The organism is Pseudomonas sp. MBLB4136, assembly GCF_051904765.1.
Classification (GTDB): Bacteria; Pseudomonadota; Gammaproteobacteria; order Pseudomonadales; family Pseudomonadaceae; genus Aquipseudomonas.
Window position 1 is genome coordinate 2,286,865 of the sequence record NZ_CP196713.1, and the last position, 24,123, is coordinate 2,310,987.

Annotated in this window: 18 protein-coding genes and 2 pseudogenes; 17 read left to right on the forward strand and 3 right to left on the reverse strand. The window is 63.4% G+C overall.

Annotated features, from left to right (window positions below):
- Window positions 1-61 precede the first annotated feature (61 nt).
- The 12 genes and pseudogenes from sdhC (at window position 62) to brnQ (ending at window position 15,140) form a co-directional block, all read left to right on the forward strand.
- The gene (gene sdhC, locus ACSX1D_RS10525; RefSeq protein ID WP_208706740.1) at window positions 62-436 is read left to right on the forward strand and encodes a succinate dehydrogenase, cytochrome b556 subunit; all 375 of its coding nucleotides are present in this window, start codon (window positions 62-64) and stop codon (window positions 434-436) included.
- On the forward strand, window positions 430-798 hold the full coding sequence (sdhD, locus tag ACSX1D_RS10530; RefSeq protein WP_208706741.1) for a succinate dehydrogenase, hydrophobic membrane anchor protein: 369 nt from the start codon (window positions 430-432) through the stop codon (window positions 796-798). The genes sdhC and sdhD overlap by 7 nt, the downstream gene beginning before the upstream one ends.
- A 3-nt stretch (window positions 799-801) precedes the next feature.
- Window positions 802-2,574, forward strand: coding sequence for a succinate dehydrogenase flavoprotein subunit (gene sdhA / locus ACSX1D_RS10535; protein WP_439862165.1), 1,773 nt, complete (start codon window positions 802-804; stop codon window positions 2,572-2,574).
- Between the two features lie 11 nt (window positions 2,575-2,585).
- On the forward strand, window positions 2,586-3,293 hold the full coding sequence (locus tag ACSX1D_RS10540; RefSeq protein ID WP_208706743.1) for a succinate dehydrogenase iron-sulfur subunit: 708 nt from the start codon (window positions 2,586-2,588) through the stop codon (window positions 3,291-3,293).
- 251 nt (window positions 3,294-3,544) lie between these two features.
- Window positions 3,545-6,376 (forward strand): 2-oxoglutarate dehydrogenase E1 component, encoded by a 2,832-nt coding sequence (locus ACSX1D_RS10545; RefSeq protein WP_439862166.1) that lies wholly within the window; start codon window positions 3,545-3,547, stop codon window positions 6,374-6,376.
- Window positions 6,377-6,448: 72 nt separating this feature from the next.
- Window positions 6,449-7,669 (forward strand): 2-oxoglutarate dehydrogenase complex dihydrolipoyllysine-residue succinyltransferase, encoded by a 1,221-nt coding sequence (gene odhB, locus ACSX1D_RS10550; protein WP_439862167.1) that lies wholly within the window; start codon window positions 6,449-6,451, stop codon window positions 7,667-7,669.
- 66 nt (window positions 7,670-7,735) lie between these two features.
- Complete coding sequence (gene lpdA / locus ACSX1D_RS10555) at window positions 7,736-9,172, forward strand: dihydrolipoyl dehydrogenase (protein ID WP_208706746.1); 1,437 nt, start codon at window positions 7,736-7,738, stop codon at window positions 9,170-9,172.
- 217 nt (window positions 9,173-9,389) lie between these two features.
- Window positions 9,390-10,556 (forward strand): ADP-forming succinate--CoA ligase subunit beta, encoded by a 1,167-nt coding sequence (gene sucC / locus ACSX1D_RS10560; RefSeq protein WP_208706747.1) that lies wholly within the window; start codon window positions 9,390-9,392, stop codon window positions 10,554-10,556.
- On the forward strand, window positions 10,556-11,443 hold the full coding sequence (gene sucD, locus ACSX1D_RS10565; RefSeq protein WP_208706748.1) for a succinate--CoA ligase subunit alpha: 888 nt from the start codon (window positions 10,556-10,558) through the stop codon (window positions 11,441-11,443). The genes sucC and sucD overlap by 1 nt, the downstream gene beginning before the upstream one ends.
- 226 nt (window positions 11,444-11,669) lie before the next feature.
- A pseudogene (locus tag ACSX1D_RS10570) lies at window positions 11,670-12,692 on the forward strand (Tar ligand binding domain-containing protein); the annotation flags it as partial.
- A 309-nt stretch (window positions 12,693-13,001) separates the two neighbouring features.
- Window positions 13,002-13,595 (forward strand): annotated as a pseudogene (locus ACSX1D_RS10575) (methyl-accepting chemotaxis protein); the annotation flags it as partial.
- A gap of 231 nt (window positions 13,596-13,826) precedes the next feature.
- Window positions 13,827-15,140 carry a branched-chain amino acid transport system II carrier protein gene (gene brnQ / locus ACSX1D_RS10580; protein WP_439862168.1) on the forward strand — a complete coding sequence of 438 codons (1,314 nt, stop codon included), beginning with the start codon at window positions 13,827-13,829 and terminating at the stop codon, window positions 15,138-15,140.
- An 81-nt stretch (window positions 15,141-15,221) separates the two neighbouring features.
- Here brnQ and ACSX1D_RS10585 read toward each other — a convergent pair whose 3' ends face one another.
- Entirely contained in the window at window positions 15,222-16,970 is a 1,749-nt protein-coding gene (locus tag ACSX1D_RS10585; protein WP_439862169.1) for a methyl-accepting chemotaxis protein, read from the reverse strand.
- Window positions 16,971-17,248: 278 nt separating this feature from the next.
- Here ACSX1D_RS10585 and ACSX1D_RS10590 point away from each other — a divergent pair, with 278 nt between their 5' ends.
- Both ACSX1D_RS10590 and ACSX1D_RS10595 read left to right on the forward strand, forming a co-directional pair.
- A complete protein-coding gene (locus tag ACSX1D_RS10590; protein WP_439862170.1) occupies window positions 17,249-17,986 on the forward strand; it encodes a DUF599 domain-containing protein in 738 nt (245 codons plus the stop codon).
- On the forward strand, window positions 17,983-18,372 hold the full coding sequence (locus ACSX1D_RS10595) for an MAPEG family protein (RefSeq protein WP_439862171.1): 390 nt from the start codon (window positions 17,983-17,985) through the stop codon (window positions 18,370-18,372). Before ACSX1D_RS10590 ends, ACSX1D_RS10595 begins: the two co-directional genes overlap by 4 nt.
- Window positions 18,373-18,434: 62 nt before the next feature.
- Here ACSX1D_RS10595 and ACSX1D_RS10600 read toward each other — a convergent pair whose 3' ends face one another.
- The gene (locus tag ACSX1D_RS10600; protein WP_439862172.1) at window positions 18,435-18,704 is read right to left on the reverse strand and encodes a hypothetical protein; all 270 of its coding nucleotides are present in this window, start codon (window positions 18,702-18,704) and stop codon (window positions 18,435-18,437) included.
- A 282-nt stretch (window positions 18,705-18,986) separates the two neighbouring features.
- On the opposite strand from ACSX1D_RS10600, the gene ACSX1D_RS10605 reads away from it, so the two are divergent.
- The 3 genes from ACSX1D_RS10605 (at window position 18,987) to ACSX1D_RS10615 (ending at window position 23,135) form a co-directional block, all read left to right on the forward strand.
- Window positions 18,987-20,243, forward strand: a complete 1,257-nt coding sequence (locus tag ACSX1D_RS10605) for an MFS transporter (protein ID WP_439862173.1) — start codon at window positions 18,987-18,989, stop codon at window positions 20,241-20,243.
- A 99-nt stretch (window positions 20,244-20,342) separates the two neighbouring features.
- The gene (gene htpG, locus ACSX1D_RS10610; protein ID WP_439862174.1) at window positions 20,343-22,247 is read left to right on the forward strand and encodes a molecular chaperone HtpG; all 1,905 of its coding nucleotides are present in this window, start codon (window positions 20,343-20,345) and stop codon (window positions 22,245-22,247) included.
- A 102-nt stretch (window positions 22,248-22,349) separates the two neighbouring features.
- Entirely contained in the window at window positions 22,350-23,135 is a 786-nt protein-coding gene (locus ACSX1D_RS10615; protein ID WP_439862175.1) for a dienelactone hydrolase family protein, read from the forward strand.
- 57 nt (window positions 23,136-23,192) lie between these two features.
- Here ACSX1D_RS10615 and ACSX1D_RS10620 read toward each other — a convergent pair whose 3' ends face one another.
- Entirely contained in the window at window positions 23,193-24,053 is an 861-nt protein-coding gene (locus ACSX1D_RS10620; protein WP_439862176.1) for a pirin family protein, read from the reverse strand.
- Window positions 24,054-24,123 lie beyond the last annotated feature (70 nt).

Here is a 24,123-nt window from a genome sequence, read left to right on the forward strand (position 1 = left end):
CAGTGCACTTCCCGACAACTTTGCCCTGCTAGTTAGGGGCTCTCAGTGTGATAAAAAAGCCGTGAATAGCCAACGACCTGTAAACCTAGACCTTAGGACTATCAAACTCCCAGTCACCGCTTACACGTCCATTCTCCACCGTATCTCCGGTGTCATCCTCTTCGTCGGTATCGCCGTACTGCTGTTCGGCCTCGACAAGTCGCTGGCTTCCGAAGAGGGCTTCGCCCAGGTGAAGGAATGCCTGACCAGTCCGCTGGCCAAGTTCGTGATTTGGGGATTGTTGTCCGCTCTGCTGTACCACCTGGTGGCCGGCGTACGCCACTTGATCATGGACATGGGCATCGGTGAGACGCTGGAAGGCGGCAAGCTGGGCTCGCAAATCGTCATCGCCGTTTCGGTGATCGTGATCCTGCTGCTGGGGGTGTGGATATGGTAACTAATGTCACTAGTTTTGCTCGTTCGGGCCTTGCCGATTGGATGGTTCAACGAGTTTCTGCGGTCGTTCTCGCGGCTTACACGCTGTTTTTGCTGGGTTATGTAGTGCTTAACCCAGGCATGGGCTACGCCGAATGGCAGGGCCTGTTCTCCAATGACGCTGTACGCATCTTCAGTCTGCTGGCGCTGGTTGCGCTCTGCGCCCATGCATGGGTCGGCATGTGGACGATCTCCACTGACTACCTGACGCCGATGGCGCTGGGCAAGTCGGCGACTGCCGTGCGTTTTCTCTTCCAGGCCGCGTGTGGCATTGCCATCTTCGTGTTTCTCGCCTGGGGCGTGCAGATTCTTTGGGGTATCTGATTCATGACTAGCATTCGTACTCTTTCTTATGACGCCATCATCGTAGGTGGCGGCGGCGCGGGCATGCGCGCTGCCCTGCAGCTGGCTCAGGGTGGCCACAAGACCGCCGTGGTGACCAAGGTGTTCCCGACTCGTTCGCACACCGTCTCCGCCCAGGGCGGCATCACCTGCGCCATCGCCTCCGCCGACCCGAATGACGATTGGCGCTGGCACATGTACGACACCGTCAAGGGCTCCGACTATATCGGTGACCAGGACGCCATCGAATACATGTGTTCCGTCGGCCCGGAAGCCGTGTTCGAGCTGGAGCACATGGGGCTGCCGTTCTCCCGTACCGAGCAGGGCCGCATCTATCAGCGCCCGTTTGGTGGTCAGTCAAAGGGTCCGGACAATCCGACCCAGGCTGCGCGTACCTGCGCCGCCGCCGACCGTACCGGTCATGCGCTGCTGCACACCCTGTACCAGGCCAACCTCAAGGCTGGCACCTCGTTCCTCAACGAGTGGTACGCGGTCGACCTGGTGAAGAACCAGGATGGCGCCGTGGTTGGCGTCATCGCCATCTGCCTGGAAACCGGCGAGACCGTCTATATCCGCTCCAAGGCCGTGGTTCTGGCCACTGGCGGTGCCGGTCGCATCTACGCCTCGACCACCAACGCCCTGATCAACACCGGTGACGGTATCGGCATGGCCCTGCGTGCCGGCGTGCCGGTGCAGGACATCGAGATGTGGCAGTTCCACCCGACCGGTATCGCCGGCGCGGGCGTGCTGGTGACCGAAGGCTGCCGTGGCGAAGGTGGCTACCTGATCAACAAGCACGGCGAGCGCTTCATGGAGCGCTATGCACCGAACGCCAAGGACCTCGCCGGTCGCGACGTGGTCGCGCGCTCGATGGTCAAGGAAATCATCGCCGGTAACGGCTGTGGTCCGGAAGGCGATCATGTGATGCTGAAGCTCGATCACCTGGGCGAGGAGGTGCTGCACAGCCGCCTGCCGGGTATCTGTGAGCTGTCGAAGACCTTCGCCCATGTCGATCCGGTCGTCGCGCCGGTTCCGGTGGTGCCGACCTGCCACTACATGATGGGAGGCGTGGCCACCAACATTCATGGCCAGGCGATCACCCAGGATGCCAACGGCAACGACAAGATCATCGACGGTCTGTTCGCCGTGGGCGAAGTGGCCTGCGTATCGGTGCATGGCGCCAACCGCTTGGGCGGCAACTCGCTGCTCGATCTGGTGGTGTTTGGTCGGGCCGCTGGCCTGCACCTGGAGAAAGCACTGAAGGAAGGTGTCGAAGTTCGTGGCGCTTCGCAGACCGATATCGAGCAGTCGCTCAAGCGTCTGTCCGGGGTCAACGAGCGTACCACCGGCGAAGACGTGGCCCCGCTGCGTAAAGAACTGCAGAACTGCATGCAGAACTACTTCGGTGTATTCCGTACCGGTGAGTACATGCAGAAGGGCATCCAGCAGCTGTCCGACCTGCGCGAGCGTATCGCCAACGTCAAGATCGCGGACAAGAGCCAGGCGTTCAACACTGCACGTATCGAGGCCCTTGAGCTGCAAAACCTGCTCGAGGTGGCCGAGGCGACTGCGGTGGCTGCCGAGACCCGTAAGGAATCTCGTGGCGCCCATGCCCGCGAAGACTTCGAAGAGCGCGATGACGAGAACTGGCTGTGCCACTCCCTGTACTTCCCGGGAGAGAAGCGCGTGAGCAAGCGCGCCGTCAACTTCGCGCCGAAGACCGTGCCGGCGTTTGAACCCAAGGTTCGGACTTATTAAGGGTGGCTGATATGTTGCAAGTCAGTGTTTATCGCTACAACCCGGAGCAGGACGCTGCGCCGTTCATGCAGGACTTCCAGGTCGACACCGGCGGCAAGGACATCATGGTCCTCGACGTGTTGGCGCTGATCAAGGAACAGGACGAGGGCTTTTCCTATCGTCGTTCCTGCCGTGAGGGCGTGTGCGGCTCCGATGGTATGAACATCAACGGCAAGAACGGCCTGGCCTGTATCACGCCGATTTCGGCCGCCGGCCTCAAGGGCGGCAAGCTGGTGATTCGCCCCTTGCCTGGCCTGCCGGTCATCCGTGACCTGGTCGTCGATATGAGCATCTTCTACAAGCAATACGAGAAGGTGCAGCCGTTCCTGCAGAACGACACGCCGGCGCCGGCGATCGAGCGCCTGCAGTCGCCGGAAGAGCGCGAGAAGCTCGATGGTCTGTACGAGTGCATCCTCTGTGCCTGCTGCTCGACCAGCTGCCCGTCGTTCTGGTGGAACCCGGACAAGTTCCTCGGCCCTGCCGCGCTGCTGCAAGCCTATCGCTTCCTGGCTGACAGCCGCGACACCAAGACCGAAGAGCGCCTGGCTTCGCTGGACGATCCGTTCAGCGTGTTCCGTTGCCGCGGCATCATGAACTGCGTGAACGTCTGCCCCAAGGGTCTCAACCCGACCAAGGCGATCGGCCACGTACGCAATATGCTGCTGCAGAGCGGTACCTGATTCTCAGTTGTTCGCAAGACCCGTTACACCTGCGGCGCCGGCCTCAACCCGGCGCTGCAGTTTGAGCCAGAACCACAGCTCACAAAGCCGTGGTTCTTATTTGAAAAAATGACGACCAGCAGGGGCATCCGGGCTGGTACCCGGACTATCTGCGGGATCCGTGGTGGCTTTACCGAAGTCGCTGCTTCAGGACTTCAAAAGCCAATGCGGTTTCCACGCCGGTGGTGTCCCCTTACTGAGGGTGACCAAGCATGCAAGAAAGCGTGATGCAGCGCATGTGGGACAGTGCCCACCTATCTGGTGGCAACGCTGCCTATGTGGAAGAGCTCTACGAGCTCTACCTGCACGATCCCAACGCTGTGCCAGAAGAGTGGCGCACCTACTTCCAGAAGTTGCCTAGCGACGGCAGCGCCGCTACAGACGTATCGCACTCGACGATTCGCGACCATTTCGTCCTGCTCGCCAAGAATCAGCGTCGCGCCCAACCGGTTTCCGCCGGCAGCGTGAGCAGCGAGCACGAAAAGAAGCAGGTCGAAGTGCTGCGGATGATTCAGGCCTACCGCATGCGTGGCCACCAGGCCGCCAAGCTGGACCCGCTGGGGCTCTGGCAGCGTCCTGCGCCGGCCGATCTGGCGATCACTCACTATGGCCTGACCGATGCCGACCTGGACACCACCTTCCGCACCGGTGGGCTGTTCATCGGCAAGGAAGAGGCTACTCTGCGCGAAATTCGCGATGCGTTGCAGCAGACATATTGCCGCACCATCGGCGCCGAGTTCACCCACATCGTCGATTCCGAGCAGCGCAGCTGGTTCCAGCAGCGCCTGGAAAGCGTGCGCGGCCGTCCGCAGTTCTCCGCCGAGGTACAGAGTCACCTGCTCGAGCGCCTCACCGCGGCCGAAGGCCTGGAGAAGTACCTGGGCACCAAGTACCCGGGCACCAAGCGTTTCGGCCTGGAGGGTGGCGAGAGCCTGATCCCGTTGCTCGATGAAGTGATCCAGCGTTCCGGCTCCTATGGCACCAAGGAAATCGTCATCGGCATGGCCCACCGCGGCCGCCTGAACGTTCTGGTCAACACCTTCGGCAAGAACCCGCGCGAACTGTTCGACGAGTTCGAGGGTAAGAAGGTCGAGGGGCTCAGCTCGGGCGACGTGAAGTACCACCAGGGCTTCTCCTCCAACGTCATGACTGCCGGTGGCGAAGTCCACCTGGCGCTGGCGTTCAACCCGTCGCACCTGGAGATCGTCTCCCCGGTGGTCGAGGGCTCGGTGCGGGCGCGTCAGGACCGTCGTAGCGACGTGTCCGGTGACAAGGTGCTGCCGATCTCGATCCATGGCGATGCCGCGTTCGCCGGTCAGGGCGTGGTCATGGAAACCTTCCAGATGTCGCAGACCCGCGGCTTCAAGACGGGCGGTACCATCCACATCGTGATCAACAACCAGGTCGGCTTCACCACCAGCCGTGCAGAAGACTCGCGCTCCACCGAGTACTGCACCGACGTGGCGAAGATGATCCAGGCGCCGATCTTCCATGTGAATGGCGATGACCCGGAGGCCGTGCTGTTCGTCACCCAGCTGGCCGTCGACTATCGCATGCAGTACAAGCGCGACGTGGTCATCGACCTGGTCTGCTACCGCCGTCGCGGCCACAACGAGGCCGACGAGCCGAGTGGCACCCAGCCGCTGATGTACCAGCAGATCTCCAGGCAGCGTACCACTCGCGAGCTGTACGCCGAGTCGCTGACCAGCGCGGTCAGTCATTCCGCGGACGAGGTGCAGGCCAAGATCGACGACTACCGTACTGCGCTGGACAACGGCCAGCACGTGGTCAAGAGCCTGGTCAAGGAGCCGAACAAGGAGCTGTTCGTCGATTGGCGTCCGTACCTGGGCCATGCCTGGACCGCACGTCACGACACGCGTTTCGACCTGAAGACCCTGCAGGATCTGTCCAACAAGCTGCTGGAAATTCCGGAAGGCTTCGTGGTCCAGCGCCAGGTCGCGAAGATTCTCGAGGATCGCCAGAAGATGGGCGCCGGTGCGCTGCCGATCAACTGGGGCTATGCCGAAACCATGGCTTACGCCACCCTGTTGTTCGAAGGCCATCCGATTCGCATGACCGGCCAGGACATCGGTCGCGGCACCTTCTCGCACCGCCACGCGGCGCTGCACAACCAGAAGGACGCCAGCACCTACCTGCCGCTGCAGAACCTCTACCAGGGTCAGCCGCGCTTCGACCTGTACGACTCCTTCCTCTCGGAAGAAGCGGTACTGGCCTTCGAATACGGCTATGCCACCACCCAGCCCAACGCCTTGGTGATCTGGGAAGCGCAGTTCGGCGATTTCGCCAACGGTGCCCAGGTGGTATTCGACCAGTTCATTTCCAGTGGCGAGCACAAGTGGGGCCGTCTCTGCGGCCTGACCATGCTGCTGCCGCACGGTTATGAAGGGCAGGGGCCGGAGCACTCGTCCGCGCGCCTGGAGCGCTTCCTGCAGTTGAGCGCCGAGCACAACATGCAGGTCTGCGTGCCGACCACTCCCGCGCAGATCTACCATCTGCTGCGTCGTCAGGTGATCCGCCCGCTGCGCAAGCCATTGGTCGTATTGACCCCGAAGTCGCTGCTGCGCCACAAATTGGCCATCTCGACCTTGGAAGACCTGGCCGAAGGTTCGTTCCAGACGGTGATTCCGGAGCTCGACACGCTGGATCCGAAGAAGGTCGAGCGCATGATCCTGTGCAGCGGCAAGGTCTACTACGACTTGCTGGAGAAGCGCCGGGCCGAAGAGCGCCAGGACATCGCCATCGTGCGTATCGAGCAGCTCTATCCGTTCCCGGAAGACGATCTGGCCGAGGTGCTGGCGCCGTACAAGAACCTCAAGCACATCGTCTGGTGTCAGGAAGAGCCGATGAACCAGGGCGCTTGGTACTGCAGTCAGCATCACATGCGCCGTGTCGCCACCGCGCACAAGAAGACGCTGTTCCTTGAGTACGCCGGTCGCGATGCCTCTGCTGCGCCGGCTTGCGGTTACGCCTCGATGCACGCCGAGCAGCAGGCAAAACTGCTGCAAGACGCTTTTACCGTTTAACGCCTTCGCCCGAAAGAGGCGGCCCACCACGGCCGCCTCGCTGAAGAAACCGAATTAAAGGAACCACACATAATGGCTATCGAGATCAAAGCGCCTACCTTTCCGGAGTCGGTTGCCGACGGCACCGTTGCGACCTGGCACAAGAAGCCTGGGGACGCGGTCAAGCGCGATGAACTGATCGTTGACATCGAAACCGACAAGGTGGTGATGGAAGTGCTGGCCGAGGCCGATGGTGTCCTCGCCGAAATCGTCAAGAACGAAGGCGACACCGTGCTCAGCGGCGAGCTGCTGGGCAAATTGAACGACGGCGCAACTGCCGCGGCGCCGAGCCAGTCGGCAGCAGCCGCGCCGGCTGCTCAGGAGTCCGCCCCGGCCGCCGCCGGCGACGAGCAGATCCTGTCCCCGGCCGCGCGCAAGCTGGCCGAAGAGAACGGCATCGACCCGAACAGCATCACAGGTTCGGGCAAGGGTGGCCGGGTGACCAAGGAAGACGTGGTCGCCGCCGTCGAAGCGAAGAAGAAGGCCCCGGCTGCAGCGCCGGCCGCCAAGCCTGTCGCCCAGGCCGCCGCGCCGAAGCTGGAAGCCGGTGATCGCGTCGAGAAGCGCGTGCCGATGACTCGCCTGCGCGCCAAGGTCGCCGAGCGTCTGGTCGAGGCGCAGTCCTCCATGGCCATGCTGACCACCTTCAACGAAGTCAACATGAAGCCGATCATGGAGCTGCGCTCCAAGTACAAGGACCTGTTCGAGAAGAAGCACGACGGTGTGCGCCTGGGCTTCATGTCCTTCTTCGTCAAGGCTGCCACCGAGGCGCTGAAGCGTCAGCCGGGCGTGAACGCCTCGATCGACGGCAGCGACATCGTCTACCACGGCTACCAGGATATCGGTGTGGCTGTGTCCAGCGACCGTGGCCTGGTGGTTCCGGTGCTGCGCAACGCCGAGCACATGAGCCTGGCCGAGATCGAAGGCACCATCGCCGCGTTCGGCAAGAAGGCCAAAGACGGCAAGCTGACCATCGAAGACATGACCGGCGGCACCTTCACCATTTCCAACGGTGGGGTGTTCGGTTCGCTGCTGTCGACGCCGATCGTCAACCCGCCGCAGACCGCGATCCTGGGCATGCACAAGATCCAGGAGCGGCCGATGGCGGTCAATGGCCAGGTGGTGATCCTGCCGATGATGTACCTGGCGCTGTCCTACGACCACCGCCTGATCGATGGTAAGGAAGCCGTGACCTTCCTGGTTACCATGAAAGACCTGCTGGAAGACCCGGCTCGTCTGTTGTTGGATATCTAATCCGTTTGTCCTGAGCGCGACGGCCCCCACAAGGGGCCGTTGTCTTCATCCGAGAAGGAATGAGTTATGACCCAGAAATTCGACGTGGTAGTCATCGGTGCCGGCCCTGGTGGCTATGTAGCAGCCATCAAAGCAGCCCAGCTCGGTCTGAAGACCGCCTGCATCGAGAAGTACCAGGATAAAGAGGGCAAGATCGCCCTCGGCGGTACTTGCCTGAACGTCGGTTGCATTCCGTCCAAGGCCCTCCTGGACAGCTCCTGGAAGTACCACGAGGCGAAGGAAGGCTTCGCCGTCCACGGCATCGAGGCCAAGGGCGTGAGCATCGACGTACCGGCGATGATCGGTCGCAAGAGCAACATCGTGAAGAACCTCACCGGCGGTGTCAGCACCCTGTTCAAGGCCAACGGTGTGACCCTGCTGGAAGGCCACGGCAAGCTGCTGGCCGGCAAGCAGGTCGAAGTCACCGCGCTGGACGGCACCACCCAGGTGGTCGAGGCGGCGAACGTGATCCTGGCTTCCGGCTCCAAGCCGGTAGACATCCCGCCTGCGCCGGTTGATCAGGACGTGATCGTGGATTCCACCGGCGCCCTGGAGTTCCAGAGCGTACCGAAGAAGCTGGGCGTGATCGGCGCCGGCGTGATCGGCCTGGAACTGGGCTCGGTATGGGCGCGTCTGGGCGCGGAAGTCACCGTGATCGAGGCGCTGGACAAGTTCCTCCCGGCCGCCGACGAGCAGATCGCCAAGGAAGCCATGAAGACCCTGACCAAGCAGGGTCTGAAGATCCGTCTGGGCGCCCGTGTGACTGGCTCCGAAGTGAAGAAGAAGCAGGTCACCGTGACCTTCACCGACGCCGACGGCGAGCAGCAGATGACCTTCGACAAGCTGATCGTCGCGGTCGGCCGTCGTCCGGTGACCACCGACCTGTTGGCTGCCGACAGCGGCGTCGACATGGACGAGCGCGGCTTCATCTACGTTGACGACCAGTGCGCCACCAGCGTGCCGGGCGTCTACGCCATCGGTGACGTGGTGCGCGGCGCGATGCTGGCCCACAAGGCCTCGGAAGAGGGCGTGATGGTCGCCGAGCGCATCGCCGGCCACAAGGCGCAGATGAACTATGATCTGATTCCGTCGGTCATCTATACCCACCCGGAGATCGCGTGGGTCGGCAAGACCGAGCAGCAGCTCAAGGGCGAGGGTGTTGAAGTCAAGGTCGGCACCTTCCCGTTCGCAGCCAGCGGCCGGGCCATGGCGGCCAACGATACCGGCGGCATGGTCAAGGTCATTGCCGACGCCAAGAGCGACCGCGTGCTGGGCGTCCACGTGATCGGCCCAAGCGCTGCCGAGCTGGTTCAGCAGGGCGCGATCGGCATGGAGTTCGGCACCAGTGCCGAAGACCTGGGCATGATGGTGTTCTCGCACCCGACCCTGTCCGAGGCGCTGCACGAAGCAGCCCTGGCAGTGAATGGCGGCGCCATTCACATCGCCAACCGCAAGAAGCGCTGAGTCACGGGCGTATCGTCGCCGCGTCAGCTGGCCCGCTCAAGGGTGGGCAGTCGACGCCGGCGACAGCAGGACAATAAGAACCACGGCGATCAGCCCGCGTCGGCCTAGGTTTGGCGCGGAACGTACGTCGGACTGCTCTCGATGGCAGTCACAGGTGGCGCGGCACCATAAGTGCAGCGCCGAATGCGCAATACCCAAACGAAGACGGTAGACAAGCATGAATCTCCATGAGTATCAGGGTAAGCAGCTGTTCGCTGAATACGGCCTGCCCGTATCCAAGGGCTTCGCCGTAGACACCCCGGAAGAAGCGGCAGCAGCCTGCGAGAAAATTGGTGGCAGTGAGTGGGTCGTTAAGGCCCAAGTGCATGCCGGTGGCCGCGGTAAAGCGGGCGGCGTGAAGCTGGTCAAGAGCAAGGAAGACGCCAAGGCCTTCGCCGCCAACTGGCTGGGCAAGCGCCTGGTGACCTACCAGACTGACGCCAACGGTCAGCCGGTCAGCAAGATCCTGGTCGAGTCCTGCACCGACATCGCCAAGGAACTGTACCTGGGCGCGGTCGTCGATCGCTCCAGCCGTCGTATCGTGTTCATGGCTTCCACCGAAGGCGGCGTGGACATCGAGAAAGTGGCCCACGACACCCCTGAGAAGATCCTCAAGGCCACCATCGACCCGCTGGTCGGCGCTCAGCCGTTCCAGGGCCGCGAGCTGGCCTTCCAGCTGGGCCTGCAGGGCGACCAGATCAAGCAGTTCACCCACATCTTCGTTGGCCTGGCCAAGCTGTTCCAGGACTACGACCTGGCCCTGCTGGAAGTCAACCCGCTGGTGATCAAGGCCGATGGCAACCTGCATTGCCTGGACGCCAAGATCAACATCGACAGCAACGCCATGTACCGTCAGCCGAAGCTGCGCGCCATGCACGATCCGTCCCAGGACGATCCGCGCGAAGCCCACGCCGCCAAGTTCGAACTGAACTACGTGGCCCTGGAAGGCAACATCGGTTGCATGGTCAACGGCGCCGGCCTGGCCATGGGCACCATGGACATCGTCAACCTGCACGGCGGTCAGCCGGCCAACTTCCTCGACGTAGGTGGCGGCGCGACCAAAGAGCGCGTGACCGAAGCGTTCAAGATCATCCTCTCCGACGACAACGTCAAAGCTGTTCTGGTGAACATCTTTGGCGGCATCGTGCGCTGCGACATGATCGCCGAAGGCATCATCGGTGCAGTGAAAGAAGTTGGCGTCAAGATCCCGGTAGTGGTTCGCCTCGAAGGCAACAATGCCGAGCTGGGCGCCAAGGTCCTGGCGGAAAGTGGCCTGAACATCATCGCGGCAACCAGCCTGACCGACGCTGCTCAGCAAGTCGTCAAAGCTGCGGAGGGCAAGTAATGAGCGTCCTGATCAATAAAGACACCAAAGTAATCTGCCAGGGTTTCACCGGTTCGCAGGGTACTTTCCACTCCGAACAGGCCATCGCCTACGGCACCCAGATGGTCGGCGGCGTGACCCCGGGCAAGGGCGGTACCACCCACCTCGGCCTGCCGGTGTTCAACACCGTCAAGGAAGCGGTCGCCCAGACTGGCGCCACCGCCAGCGTGATCTACGTACCGGCTCCGTTCTGCAAGGATTCGATCCTCGAAGCGGCCATGGGCGGCATCAAGCTGATCGTCTGCATCACCGAAGGCATCGCGACCATCGACATGCTGGAAGCCAAGGTCAAGTGCGACGAGCTGGGCGTGGTCCTGATCGGCCCGAACTGCCCAGGCGTCATCACCCCGGGAGAGTGCAAGATCGGCATCATGCCGGGTCACATCCACCTGCCGGGCAAGGTCGGTATCGTGTCGCGTTCCGGCACCCTGACCTATGAAGCCGTGAAGCAGACCACCGACGCCGGTTTCGGCCAGTCCACCTGCGTGGGCATTGGCGGCGACCCGATCCCGGGCTCGAACTTCATCGACATCCTCAAGCTGTTCCAGGAAGACCCGAAGACCGAAGCGATCGTGATGATCGGTGAGATCGGCGGTTCGGCCGAGGAAGAAGCAGCGGCCTTCATCAAGGCCAACGTGACCAAGCCGGTGGTCTCCTACATCGCTGGTGTGACCGCTCCGGCGGGCAAGCGCATGGGCCATGCCGGTGCGATCATCTCCGGCGGCAAGGGCACTGCGGACGAGAAGTTCGCCGCCCTGCAGGACGCAGGCGTGAAGACCGTGCGTTCGCTGGCCGATATCGGTAAGGCCCTGGCCGAGCTGACCGGCTGGGAAGTCAAGAAGGCCTGAGGCTGACTTGATCGACAAAAGGCCACCTTCGGGTGGCCTTTTGTTTTTCGGGCTCATGCCGGCCCTCATCTGCACGCCGTGGCGGAGTCAGCGCCGCAGACTCAAGCGATGGACTCCTGCGGCCGATAAGCAGCATAGGCGCGGAATTGGCGCCCATGGCCCTACTCCTGTCGTCAGAGGATGCCTGCTTATGCGTTGGTTCGCCGATCTGCGGATTGCCTACAAGATGGCCGTAGTGCCGGCCGTGCTCTGCATCCTGCTGGTCGTGCTGGGCGTCGTATCGTCGCTTGCGCTGCGCAGCATTGCCGATCGGGTCGGGGTCGTCACCCGCGACCTGGGGCCAAGCCTGGACCAGGTGGCCCAGGTCACCGACAGCATGGCGCGCCTGCAACTGGCGCTGAGCCAATATGCCCGCAACGGCGAGGCAAGTGCCGAACAGAAATTCACCCAGCTCGATGCGCATCTCGCGCAGGCCCTGCAGCAGGCCGGCGAGCGTCTGCGGGACCCGGCGCAGAGTCAGTTGCTGGCGCAGATCGAAGGCCTGCGTGAGCAGTACAGCCGGCTGTTTCGTGAACATCTGGTTCCCCTCAGCCAGCAGCGTCAGGCCTTGGTCAGCGGCGAGCTGAACCAACATGGTCCGGCGATCGAGAAGGTCCTGTCGGCGGTTTTGGCCGATGCCCAGATGAGCTTCAATCTGGACGCGGTGTTCTATGCCAGCGCCGGCATGCGCAACCTGCTGCTCGGTAGCCAGTATCTGTACCAGTTTCTCCAGGAGAATCAGGCCGAGCAGGCCAAGGCCTTCGCCCGCGAGTTGGCCAATGCGCAGAGCATGATTGGGGTGCTACGCGACCGCGGAGGCAGCGAGCGCCTGACCGCACGGTTGGATCAGGCCTTGGCCAGCCTGGAGCTGTATAAGGCCGCCGCCGGCAAAGTCGTCGAGCTGATCGATGCGCGCAACGCGACTCTGGCGCAAATGGATCGTATCGACCCGCAGATCGCCGACTTGGCCGAGCGCCTGCAACAGAGCCTGATGGACGCAATGCAGCAGGCGGGCAACGCCGCGGACACCACCGTATCGCAGGTCAGCCGCCTGCTCTGGCTGGTGGTTCTGGCGGCGGTGCTGTTCGGCGTGCTGGTCGCCTACGGTGTCGCATCCGCATTGCTGCGCACGCTGCGGCAGATCAACCTGATGCTGCGGGATATGGCGCAAGGCGAGGGTGACCTGACCAAGCGCCTGCCCGTTCTCGGCAGGGACGACCTCGGTCGGCTGGCCGTCAGTTTCAACACCTTCGTCGAGAAGATCCGTGCAACCGTGACCGAGGTTGCCCAGTCGGCCCGAACCTTGGAGGGCGCCGGCGAGGATCTGCAGGTGGCAACGCAGCGGGCCCATCAGAACGTCGAGTTGCAGCGTCTCGAGAGTGCCCAGGTGGCCTCGGCCATGACCGAGATGGCCGCCAGTGCGCAGCAGATGGCGCACAGCGCCGCTCACGGGCAGCAGTTATCGAAAGACGCGCGTCGGGCCGCCGACGATGGGCTCGACCGGGTGCAGGGTAATCGGCAGGCCATGCGCAGCCTGACGGACAAGGTCGGACGGCTCGCCGAGGTGATCGAGGCGCTGAGCACCGACAGTGAGCGGATCGGCTCGGTACTAGCGGTGATTCGCGCCATCGCTGAACAGACCAATTTGCTGGCCCTCAACGCGGCCATCGAGGCGGCGCGGGCCGGCGATCAGGGCCGCGGCTTCGCCGTGGTAGCCGACGAGGTGCGCAGCCTGGCGCAGCGCACTCAGGTCTCCACCGAAGAGATTCAGGCCATCATCCAGTCCCTGCAAAGTCGCAGTCAGTCGTCCATCGAAATGATGGGGGAGAGCCGACAAGCGGTCGATCTGGCCCGCGACAGTGTCGAACAGGCCAGCGCTTCGCTGCAGCGCATCACCGGGGCGGTGGACACCATCGACCAGAATATCCAGCAGATGGCCGAGGCGGCGACCGAACAGGCCCGCGTGGCGGAACAGGTGGGCGCAGGCGTGGTGCGTACCAACGGCATCAGCGAGGATACCCATGCCACCGTGGAGCAGACCCGGGCGGCAGCACAGAGCATTCGCACGCTGGAGAATCGACTGAGCCGCCTGATCGAGCAGTTCCAGACCTGACTGCCCAAGGTCGACGCCTTATAGCATTGCGACATTGAGTTACGGCAGATCGACGTCACGATCGGCGTCGGTCGCGCGCCGGGGGCCGTTGCATTAGGGTGCGCCGCCCACCGGCCTCACAAGGGCCGGGCGGAGCGCCATAGCCCACGTCGACCAGACAGGCGTCCCTCCCTTCACCAAGGGGAACGTTTGCACCCCCTCAAGAATTCCTGCTTTGGTATTGCGTCCTCCATGAATGCGTTGAAAACACCCGATATTCTCGCTCTCGGCTTTATGACCTTTGCGCTGTTTCTCGGCGCGGGCAACATCATCTTCCCCCCCAGCGCCGGCATGGCCGCGGGAGAGAACCTCCACTCGGCGGCGCTCGGGTTTCTCCTCACCGGTGTGGGCTTGCCGCTGCTGACCATAGTGGCCCTCGCCCGCGTCGGTGGTGGCATGGCCCAGCTGACCGCACCATTGGGGCGCCGGGCCGGGGCCTGCTTCGCCGTTGCCGTGTACCTGGCCATTGGTCCGCTGTTCGCTACGCCACGGACTGCCGTGGTGTCATTCGAAATGGGCGTGGCCCCGTTCACCGGTAACGACGGCACGCCGCTGCTGCTCTATACCCTGGCGTATTTCGCCGCCGTGCTGTTCCTGGCGCTGAACCCCGGCCGCCTGGTGGACCGCATCGGCAAGTTCATCACCCCGGTACTGCTGGCGGGGTTGTTGGTGCTCGGCGGGGCGGCGCTCTTCGCCCCGGCCGGCGCCATAGGTGAAACGACCGAAGCCTATCAGGCTGCGCCCTTCGTCCAGGGATTCCTGCAGGGCTACCTGACCATGGATACCCTCGGCGCCCTGGTCTTCGGTATCGTCATCGCCACGGCGATCCGTGACCGCGGCGTGAGCGAGCGCGGGCTGATCACGCGCTACTCGGTGATCGCCGGCCTGATCGCCGCCCTGGGTCTGTCGTTGGTCTACCTCGCGCTGTTCTACCTGGGCGCGACCAGCCAGGGCATCGCCGGCGAGGCGCAGAACGGCGTGCAGATACTCACGGCCTACGTGCAGCACACGTTCGGTACCACCGGCAGCCTATTACTCGCGCTGGTAATCACCCTGGCGTGCCTGACCACGGCGGTGGGCCTGCTGGCGGCCTGTGGCGAGTTCTTCAGCGAGCTGCTGCCGGTTTCCTACCGCGCGGTCGTGGTGACCTTCGGGCTGTTCAGCCTGGTAGTGGCCAACCAGGGCCTGACCCAATTGATCAGCGTCTCGGTGCCAGTGTTGGTCGGCCTCTACCCGCTGGCCATCGTCCTGGTCGCCCTGAGCCTGCTCGATAGCCTGTGGCTGTCGAGCAGGCGTATCTTCATCCCGGTGATGTCGGTGACCCTGGTACTGGGCCTGTTCGACGGTATCGCCGCCGCAGGCTTCAAGCAGTGGACGCCGGCGCTGATTGGCGAGCTGCCATTGGCCGAGCACGGGCTGGGCTGGCTGGTGCCCGTCCTCGTGACGCTGTTGCTGGTCACTGTGCTCGACCGCACTCTGGGAGAGCCGCAGCGAATTACGGCCTGAGTCCGTGTCCAGAGCTGGCTCAGTGGTTTAGGAGCCGGGGCGGTCTCGGGCGAATCGCCGGGACCGCCAAATCGATTCCAGTCAGCGCCCGCCGTCACCCAGATTGAAGTGGCGGACCTGCTGGCTAAGCTGTTCGGCGAGTTGCGCCAGGCACTGGCTGGCTTCGGTGACCTGGGTGGAGCCTTCGGCGTTACCGCTGGCCAGGTCGCGGATCATCTGCACGCGCTGGCTGATGTCCTGGGCCACCGCCGCCTGCTGCTCGGCGGCGCTGGCGATCTGCACAGCCATTTCAGTGATCTCGCGATTGGCGTCACTGATGGTTTCCAGGGCCGTTCCGGCCTCCAGTACCCGATTCGCGCCGGATTCGGCCTGCTCCCGACTCTGGCTCATCGCGCCCGCGGCCTTCTGGGCACCGACCTGCAGGCGTTCGATCATCTCCTGGATCTCCATGGTGGAGTCCTGGGTGCGCTTGGCCAGCGAGCGCACTTCATCGGCTACCACGGCGAAACCGCGGCCTTGGTCGCCGGCCCTCGCCGCTTCTATCGCCGCGTTGAGGGCGAGCAGGTTGGTTTGATCGGCGATGCTGCGAATCACGTCGAGGATGCTGCCGATGTCCGCGGTATCCTGCGCCAGGGCCTGAACGGCCGCGGCGGCAGCGCCAATATCCTGGGACAGGGTCTGGCTCGACTCGACCATCTGCCCGACCAGTTGATGGCCGACATTGGCTGCCTCATCGGCTCGCTTCGCCGCCTCGGCGGTCTGGTTCGAGTGACGGGCGACTTCCTGCACCGTGGCCGCCATCTCGGTCATGGCCGCGGCCACCTCGATGGTATGCAATTCCTGTTGCTTGAGGTTGTGCTGGGTCGAGGCGGTGGTGCTGGTCAGCTGTGAAGCCGAAACGCTGAGCTGGCTGCTGGAATTAAGCACGTTGCTGACGATTTGCCGCAGCTTGGTCACCATCTGCCCGAACGAATGCGACAGAACGTCGAACTCCCCGCCGCCTTGGCCTTCAAGGTCAGTACCCAGTTCGCCGGCGGCGACCTTGCGGGCATCGTTGCTCAGGCGCAACAAGGCCGCGCCGACCTTGCGTCGAATCGCCAGGATGCCGACTGCGGAGATCAGGATCAGCAGCGCCACTACCAGGCTCACGGCGACCATGTAGCGCTCACCGATATCGCTGTATTTGGTTACGGCGTCACCGGTGCGGCGATCGAGCAGGGCGTAGAAGGCATCGACCGGCTTCATGATCTTGGCTTTTTCTCGGTGATAGTCAGGGCTGTGCATCAGCCGGCTGGCCAGCGCCAGGTCGGGCTCACCTTGGCGCGTGAAGCCGCCCTGACCGTCGGCATAGCGGCCCTTGACCGCGTTCATCGCTTCGGTCTCGATCAGTACCAGGGTGTCCGAATTAGCCTGGGCTTCTGCCAGGTGGTCCAGTTCGGCCTCAGTGAAGCCCTGGCGCTGCATCAGCTCGAGCAGGGGCACCCGCTCAGCATCTGGCCTCGGCGCCGGCTGGCCGGCGGCAACGAAGTCCCAGTACAGGCGTTCGTACTGCTGGGGGCGGGGCAGCTTGCCGTTGCGAATATCCAGCACCTGCCAATATTGACGCTCGTAGGCCGGATCTCCGCTCACCGCGTAGGTGCGCGCCAGGCGGGTGAGGTCATCGGAACTCTGCCTCAGCTCGTCCGCCAGCAGGTAGGACTGATAGCGGTCGGCCTGGCTCGCAGTCAGTCGAGCCTGGTTGTTGATCATCAGGTACACCAGGATCGCTAGCAGGCTCGTGCAAAGGATGATGGCGGAGAAAATAAGGGAAAACAGGCGCTGAACGGACATGACGGCTCTCCTTAGCAGTTGAGGACTCGGACTTCCTGTCAGAGCGACGCTGACGTCGCTAAATAAAGCGGGGCAGTCTCGGGATTAGAATGCACCTCGCCGGTGCACTGGCCCTTAGAGACTTGTTCAGGAATGGGGCGTTTGCAAACCGGGCCGCACATTTCTGTTGTTCGAGGCGGTGTGGGCCTGCCCGCGCCGGAGGAACCCTGCGAAATAAGCATTAACGAGGCGAGACTAATACTGGCTGGCTATAATCGCCGCTCTATGTGAGGGAATTCATGAGCATCATCGACGACAACGTCTGGCAGCAATTTCTGGCGATCACCTGGTTTTTGCTGTGCTGGGGTGGCTACACCCGTTACGCCCAGGCCAAGGGGCTGACCACGCCCTGCCTGGCGAGCGTCCTGCATCTGTACCGGGAAGATTGGATGCGACGTATGTTACTGCGGGATAACCGTATCGCCGATGCCAACGTGATCGGCAATCTGGAGCGCAATGCCTCGTTCTTCGCCTCCAGCACCCTGATCATTCTCGCTGGCATTCTTACTGTGCTCGGCGCGTCCGACCGCGCGGTTTCGCTACTCGCCGATCTGCCTTTCGTGCAGACGCCCAGCCGTGAGATGTCGGAGGTCAAGTTGCTGTGCCTGGCCGTGGTGTTCGTCTATGCGTTCTTCACCTTCAGCTGGTGCATGCGCCAGTACAACTTCGGCGCGGTGTTGGTGGGCTCGGCGCCGATGGTCGGTGAGCGTCACGTCACCGAGCAGGAGCGCAATGCCTTCGCCGTGCGGACCGCGCGGGTGATCTCGATGGCGGCGAACCAGTTCAACTACGGCCTGCGGGCTTACTACTTCGGCATGGCGATCCTGGCCTGGTTCATCAACCCGTGGATCTTCATGCTGGTGACAGGCGGGGTAGTAGTAGTGCTGTATCGCCGTGAATTTCATTCCGACGTGCTGGAAGTGATGGTCTATACCCAAACCCCCATGGCGGAATCTGCCAAGGAGAAGAGCGAATGAGTCTGCCATTCTGGTGCATTTTCATCAGCGCACTGCTGATCTTCCTGGCCAAGGCGCCAGTGGCCAAAGCCATGCAGCAGGAGAGCGGCACTTACGACAACCGCCACCCGCGCAGCCAACAGGCTCGCCTCAAGGGATTCGGCGCGCGCGCCCTGGCCGCACACCTGAACAGCTTCGAGGCGTTTCCGCTGTTTGCCGTCGGAGTGCTCATGGCCCATGTGACCGGCAGCCACGGTGTGCTGGTCGACGGTCTGGCGGTGACCTTCGTGGTCGCGCGGGCGCTGTATCTGTTGTGCTACTGGGCCGATCTGCACTGGCAGCGCAGCGTGGTATGGGCGGTGGGACTGCTCTGCAGCTTGATGCTGATGCTGAGCCCGGCACTCTGAGGCCACCAGCACGAGAAAGGCCCGCAGATAACGGGCCTTTGCGTGGCGTCACGGCGAACGGCTTACTGGCCGTCGACCGCTTCCTTGGCAGCTTCGCCTGCCTCCTTCATCGCCTCAGCGGCATCATCGGCGGCTTCCTCGATTTTCTCGCCGGTGGTTGGCTCGGTGCCCATGACCTCGTCGGCCTTCTGTTCGACCGCCTCGCTCATGGATTGGGCCGCGTCGGACAACGACTCCTTGGCACTCTCCATCTTGCTTTCGGGGCTGTCCTCGCAGGCGACGAGGGCGAGGGTGGCGGCGAGCAGCAGGGCATAAGTAAAGGTTTTTTGCACGGTCGGTACTCCTTGTGACGTTCGTGATTGCAGGACTCGTCCTGGCATGGGCTGTTTGAACAACTGAACGCCGGCAAAGTTCCCCGGGGCGGGGCCAGGGCTCCACTCTTGCCTCGAGCCGTTTGCTGCTGCTTGGTACGCCATTAGGCGAAAATCATCGACTTCTCGATGGATTAGTCGAGTGACGAGCATTATCGTGACGCCTATGTTTTCCGCCGGCCAGAGCGGTGAGTACGTCGTCACCCGCTGGCTGCGACTGGCCAGTAATTTAAGGAAGTTTGAATGGATGCGTTGCTGATCCTCGGTGGCCTCTTGTTGATCCTGGCCGGCCTGGTCTGGCTGGTGATGCGCGCCTTCGGCACCAGCCTGCTGTGGGGCTGCGCCGCGTTGTTGCCGCCGCTGACCCTGTTGTTCGTGCTGCGCCATTGGCGACGCGCGCGCCCGGCCCTGGGCCTCAGCGCCCTGGGGTTCATTCCTCTGGTGGTCGGCCTGACGCTGCTCGCCAGTCAGGACAGTGAACGCATGGCGGCCATTCTCAGTCTGCGCTGGCTGGAGGCCGAGTCAGCCGCCCCCAGTGAACTGAATATCGCGCTGAATGGCGTGCTGAACGGCCAGCCGTTCGCACCCCAGCATGGCGAATTGATCAATGGAGTGCTCAGGCTCCGCGAGGGCCAGGACTTCTTTGCCCACCGCGAGCTGTCGATTCGCCTGGTGCGACCGGCTGGGGATAGTCTGCGTGTCGATGTGTTGCCAACGGACGAAGGTGTGCTGCCCGAGGTCGAGCTCAGCTGGTTGCTGCCGGAGCAGGAGCTGCCCGAGGCCCGCCGCCTCAGTCGCGGCTACAGCCTGCATCTGGACCTGTATCCGCAGCCGCCGAACAAGCTGGCCGGCGACTTCCATCTGGTACTGCCGGCGCGCTTCAAGACTTCGCTGAGCGGCAAGGTCGAGCTGTTCAACGATGGCCTGCGTTACCGCGATGGCAAGGTCGACCGCCAAGTGGATTCCAGCGACACCCTGGCCTTTGTCATCGAGGACTATCTGCAGCGGCGCTTCGCCACTCGTCAGGTGCAGTTGAAGCCGCTACCGCCCCAGGTACTGCCGGCGCAGAGCCTGGAGCTGACGATTGAAGCACGCATCGATGGTCAGGAGCAGCGCCTGCCCATTCTGCTGAGAAAAACCGATGTGCGCGGCTGGGCGGTGCAGGCGGATCAATTTCCCCCGCTGCCGGAAGTCACCCGCGGACCGAGCGACCTTCAGGCCAGCGCGCCTGCGGCGGCGCCTCAGCCTGAGCAGAAGGTCAGTCGCCCGCTGGATCGTCGCCTGCGCTTCAGTCTCGAGGGCTTGCTGCGCAGCCCCAGTCGCTACCAGAACCTGGCGATGCGCGTGGCCACCGAGCGTGGCAATACGGCGGAAGGGCGTTTCCAGGGCATCGATCAGCAGGGGCGCATCGTCCTGCAGCAGCGTCTCGGTGGCACCGGCCAGGCCAGTTTCCGCCTGCGCCCGGAGGAGGTCAGCCGTATCGAATTGCTCGAACCCTGATTGAGCAATTGGCTAAACACTTGAAATCCAAGTCGAAGCCCCCATCTGCATGACATCCGCCGCGCTGCGGCTTAGTCATCAATGTGGAGTTAGACGACCATGAGTGTGGAAACTCAAAAAGAAACCCTGGGCTTCCAGACCGAGGTGAAGCAACTGCTTCACCTGATGATCCATTCGCTGTATTCGAACAAGGAGATCTTCCTGCGTGAGCTGATCTCCAATGCGTCGGATGCCGTCGACAAGCTGCGGTTCGAGGCGCTGGCCAAGCCGGAGCTGCTCGAGGGCGGCGCCGAACTGAAGATCCGCGTCAGCTTCGACAAGGACGCCAAGACCGTCACCCTGGAAGACAACGGCATCGGCATGAGCCGCGACGAGGCGGTAACTCACCTCGGCACCATCGCCAAGTCCGGCACCTCCGACTTCCTCAAGAACCTGTCCGGTGACCAGAAGAAGGATTCGCACCTGATCGGCCAGTTCGGCGTCGGCTTCTACTCGGCCTTCATCGTCGCCGACAAGGTCGAGGTGTTCACCCGCCGCGCCGGCCTGTCGGCCGCCGAAGGGGTGCACTGGGAGTCCCATGGCGAGGGCGAGTTCAGCGTCGCCAGCATCGACAAGGCCGAGCGCGGCACCCGTATCGTTCTGCACCTGAAGAAGGGTGAGGAAGAGTTCGCCGACGGCTGGCGTCTGCGCAACATCATCAAGAAGTATTCCGACCACATCGCCCTGCCGATCGAGCTGCCGAAGGAGTTCCACGGCGAGGAGAAGGACAAGCCGGCCGAGCCTGAGTGGGAAACCGTCAACCGTGCCAGCGCGCTGTGGACCCGTCCGCGCACCGAGGTCAAGGATGAGGAATACCAGGAGTTCTACAAGCACGTCGCCCACGATTTCGAGAACCCGCTGTCCTGGAGCCACAACAAGGTCGAGGGCAAGCTGGAGTACACCTCGCTGCTCTACGTGCCGGGCCGCGCGCCTTTCGACCTGTACCAGCGCGACGCCTCCAAGGGCCTCAAGCTCTATGTTCAGCGCGTGTTCATCATGGACCAGGCCGACGAGTTCCTGCCGCTGTACCTGCGCTTCATCAAGGGCGTGGTGGACTCCAATGACCTGTCGCTGAACATCTCCCGGGAGATCCTGCAGAAGGACCCGATCATCGATTCGATGAAGTCGGCGCTGACCAAGCGTGTGCTGGACATGCTCGAGAAGCTGGCGAAGAACGAACCCGAGCAGTACAAGGCATTCTGGAAGAACTTCGGCCAGGTCCTCAAAGAAGGCCCGGCGGAAGACTTCGCCAACAAGGAGAAGATCGCCGGCCTGCTGCGCTTCGCCTCCACCCACGAAGCCGGCGGCGAGCAGAGCGTGTCCCTGGCCGATTACCTGGGCCGCATGAAGGAGGGCCAGGACAAGTTCTACTACCTGACCGGCGAGTCCTACGCCCAGGTGAAGAACAGCCCGCACCTGGAGGTCTTCCGCAAGAAGGGCATCGAGGTATTGCTGCTCACCGATCGTATCGACGAGTGGCTGATGAGCTACCTGACCGAGTTCGACGGCAAGCACTTCGTCGACGTGGCCCGCGGCGACCTGGACCTGGGCAAGCTGGACTCCGAAGAGGACAAGAAGGCCCAGGAAGAGGTGGCAAAGGCCAAGGAAGGGCTGGTCGAGCGTCTCAAGGCGGCCCTGGGTGAGCAGGTGGCCGAGGTGCGGGTGTCCCATCGCCTCACTGACTCGCCGGCGATCCTGGCGATCGGCGAGCAGGACCTGGGCCTGCAGATGCGCCAGATCCTCGAGGCCAGCGGGCAGAAGGTGCCGGAATCCAAGCCGATCTTCGAGTTCAACCCGGGTCATCCGCTGATCGAGCGTCTGGATGCCGAGCCGGACGAGGACCGTTTCGGCGACCTGTCGCACATCCTCTTCGACCAGGCCGCGCTGGCGGCCGGCGACAGCCTGAAGGATCCGGCGGCCTATGTGCAGCGTCTGAACAAGCTGTTGGTCGAACTTTCGGCCTGAGCAACCTGCTGACGAAAGGAGCCCGCGCATGCGGGCTTTTTTCTGGGCTGCGCTGCGCGACGCGCTACTGTTGATAGAGAGTCATGCAACAGGAGCGGAATCATGAGCAGATCACTGATGGCCCTTGGTTTGTGCGCCCTGGTGGGGGCGGTCCAGGCGGAGGTGGTGGTCAAGTCGGTGCCCTACGAAATCGATGGGGCCGCCTTCGAAGGTCGCCTGATCTATGACGATGCGGTCAGCGGACCACGTCCCGGCCTCTTGATGGTGCCGGACTGGCTGGGCGTGACCGAGAACGCCGAGAAGCAGGCGGCACTGGTCGCCGGCGACAAATACCTGGTCTTCATGGCCGACATGTACGGCAAGGCGACTCGCCCGGCCAACGCCGAGGAGGCGGGCGCCGCCGCCGGTGCGGTGCGGGCCGACCGGGCGCTGATGCGCAAGCGTGCCCAGGCCGCGCTGAAGGTGTTCAGGGCCCAGGGGCGCGAGACCGGGCTGGATACGGGCAAGCTGGGCGCCATCGGTTTCTGCTTCGGCGGCGGCACGGTGCTGGAACTGGCGCGTTCAGGGGCGCCGTTGCAGGGTTTCGTGTCCTTCCACGGCAACCTGGATACGCCCAATCCGGTCGATGCGCAGAACATCAAGGCGCCGGTGCTGGTGCTGCACGGGGCCGAGGACCCTTCGGTGCCGCCGGCCCAGGTCGGCGCCTTCATGGCCGAGATGAAGGCGGCGCAGGTGGACTGGCAGCTGGTCACCTATGGCGGCGCGGTGCATTCGTTCACCAATCCCCAGGCCAACAATCCGGGGCGTAACCAATACCACCCGCAGGTAGCGGCACGGGCCTATCGCGCCATGAACGATCTGTTCGATGAGGAATTTGCCGCACCCTGAGCATTCCCGCCCTTCGTACCCTGGCTGGCCAACTGCTGGCCGTCACCAGGGCGGCGCTCAGCCGGGCAACTCGATGCGCGTGGTTTCCCCGGGAACCCGGGGCCAGTCGTGGTTCTTCCAGCGCTCGCGGGCGGCGTCGATCAGCGCCGGGTCGCTGGCGATGAAGTTCCAGACCATTCGCCGAGGGCCCAGTGGGTCGCCGCCAATCAGCACCAGGTGGCATTCGCCGCAGGCGCTGAGGGTAAAAGGCTCGCCCTCGGGCAGCACCGCCATGCCGCGCAATGGCAGCGGCTGATCATCCAGCACGGCTTCACCGTCGATCAGGTACAGCGCGCGTTCACGGTGCTCGACCGGTATGGCCAGGCTGGCGCCGGCGACCAGCTTCAGCTCGGCGTACAGGGTCGGCGAGCGCACCGGTACCGGCGATTCCAGGCAGAAGCCGCTGCCGGCGATCAGGCAGATATCCACCCCAAGGACGCTGCTACGTGGCAGGCGCTCAGCGATGTAATGGCCGTAGCTCGCCGGCCCCTGCTCGTCGGCGCTGGGCAGCGCCAGCCACACTTGCAGGCCGTGCAGGCGCGAGCCGCGTTGGCGCAGTGGCGGCGGAGTCCGCTCGACGTGCGCGACCCCCTGTCCCGCGTTCATCCAGCTGACTTCTCCCGGTCTCACCAGCTGGTCCGAGCCAAGGCTGTCCTTGTGTTGCAGCTGGCCCTCGAGCAGGTAGGTGAGGGTGCAAAGGCCGATGTGCGGGTGTTGCCTGATGTCCAAGCCACTGCCGGCCGGATAGTCATGTTCCAGTATGTGGTCGAAGAATACGAAAGGACCGACGCTGCGGCACTGAGCCGAAGGCAGTGGGCGGAGGATCGGCTGCCCCTCGATCTCCTCCTGGCGTGGGCGGAGCAGCAGTACACGGCTCATTGCTGAGCCTCCGACATGTCGCCGTGAAGCCTGTGCGGACACGCAGCGGCAGGCCCCCTTCGTTGCTGAT

Excerpts from the sequence above, each read along its gene's own strand:
- sdhD (WP_208706741.1), top strand. The coding sequence starts at position 430 with ATGGTAACTAATGTCACTAGTTTTGCTCGTTCGGGCCTTGCCGATTGG.
- sdhA (WP_439862165.1), top strand. The coding sequence starts at position 802 with ATGACTAGCATTCGTACTCTTTCTTATGACGCCATCATCGTAGGTGGC.
- ACSX1D_RS10540 (WP_208706743.1), top strand. The coding sequence starts at position 2,586 with ATGTTGCAAGTCAGTGTTTATCGCTACAACCCGGAGCAGGACGCTGCG.
- ACSX1D_RS10545 (WP_439862166.1), top strand. The coding sequence starts at position 3,545 with ATGCAAGAAAGCGTGATGCAGCGCATGTGGGACAGTGCCCACCTATCT.
- odhB (WP_439862167.1), top strand. The coding sequence starts at position 6,449 with ATGGCTATCGAGATCAAAGCGCCTACCTTTCCGGAGTCGGTTGCCGAC.
- lpdA (WP_208706746.1), top strand. The coding sequence starts at position 7,736 with ATGACCCAGAAATTCGACGTGGTAGTCATCGGTGCCGGCCCTGGTGGC.
- sucC (WP_208706747.1), top strand. The coding sequence starts at position 9,390 with ATGAATCTCCATGAGTATCAGGGTAAGCAGCTGTTCGCTGAATACGGC.
- sucD (WP_208706748.1), top strand. The coding sequence starts at position 10,556 with ATGAGCGTCCTGATCAATAAAGACACCAAAGTAATCTGCCAGGGTTTC.
- brnQ (WP_439862168.1), top strand. The coding sequence starts at position 13,827 with ATGAATGCGTTGAAAACACCCGATATTCTCGCTCTCGGCTTTATGACC.
- ACSX1D_RS10585 (WP_439862169.1), bottom strand. The coding sequence starts at position 16,970 with ATGTCCGTTCAGCGCCTGTTTTCCCTTATTTTCTCCGCCATCATCCTT.
- ACSX1D_RS10590 (WP_439862170.1), top strand. The coding sequence starts at position 17,249 with ATGAGCATCATCGACGACAACGTCTGGCAGCAATTTCTGGCGATCACC.
- ACSX1D_RS10595 (WP_439862171.1), top strand. The coding sequence starts at position 17,983 with ATGAGTCTGCCATTCTGGTGCATTTTCATCAGCGCACTGCTGATCTTC.
- ACSX1D_RS10605 (WP_439862173.1), top strand. The coding sequence starts at position 18,987 with ATGGATGCGTTGCTGATCCTCGGTGGCCTCTTGTTGATCCTGGCCGGC.
- htpG (WP_439862174.1), top strand. The coding sequence starts at position 20,343 with ATGAGTGTGGAAACTCAAAAAGAAACCCTGGGCTTCCAGACCGAGGTG.
- ACSX1D_RS10615 (WP_439862175.1), top strand. The coding sequence starts at position 22,350 with ATGAGCAGATCACTGATGGCCCTTGGTTTGTGCGCCCTGGTGGGGGCG.
- ACSX1D_RS10620 (WP_439862176.1), bottom strand. The coding sequence starts at position 24,053 with ATGAGCCGTGTACTGCTGCTCCGCCCACGCCAGGAGGAGATCGAGGGG.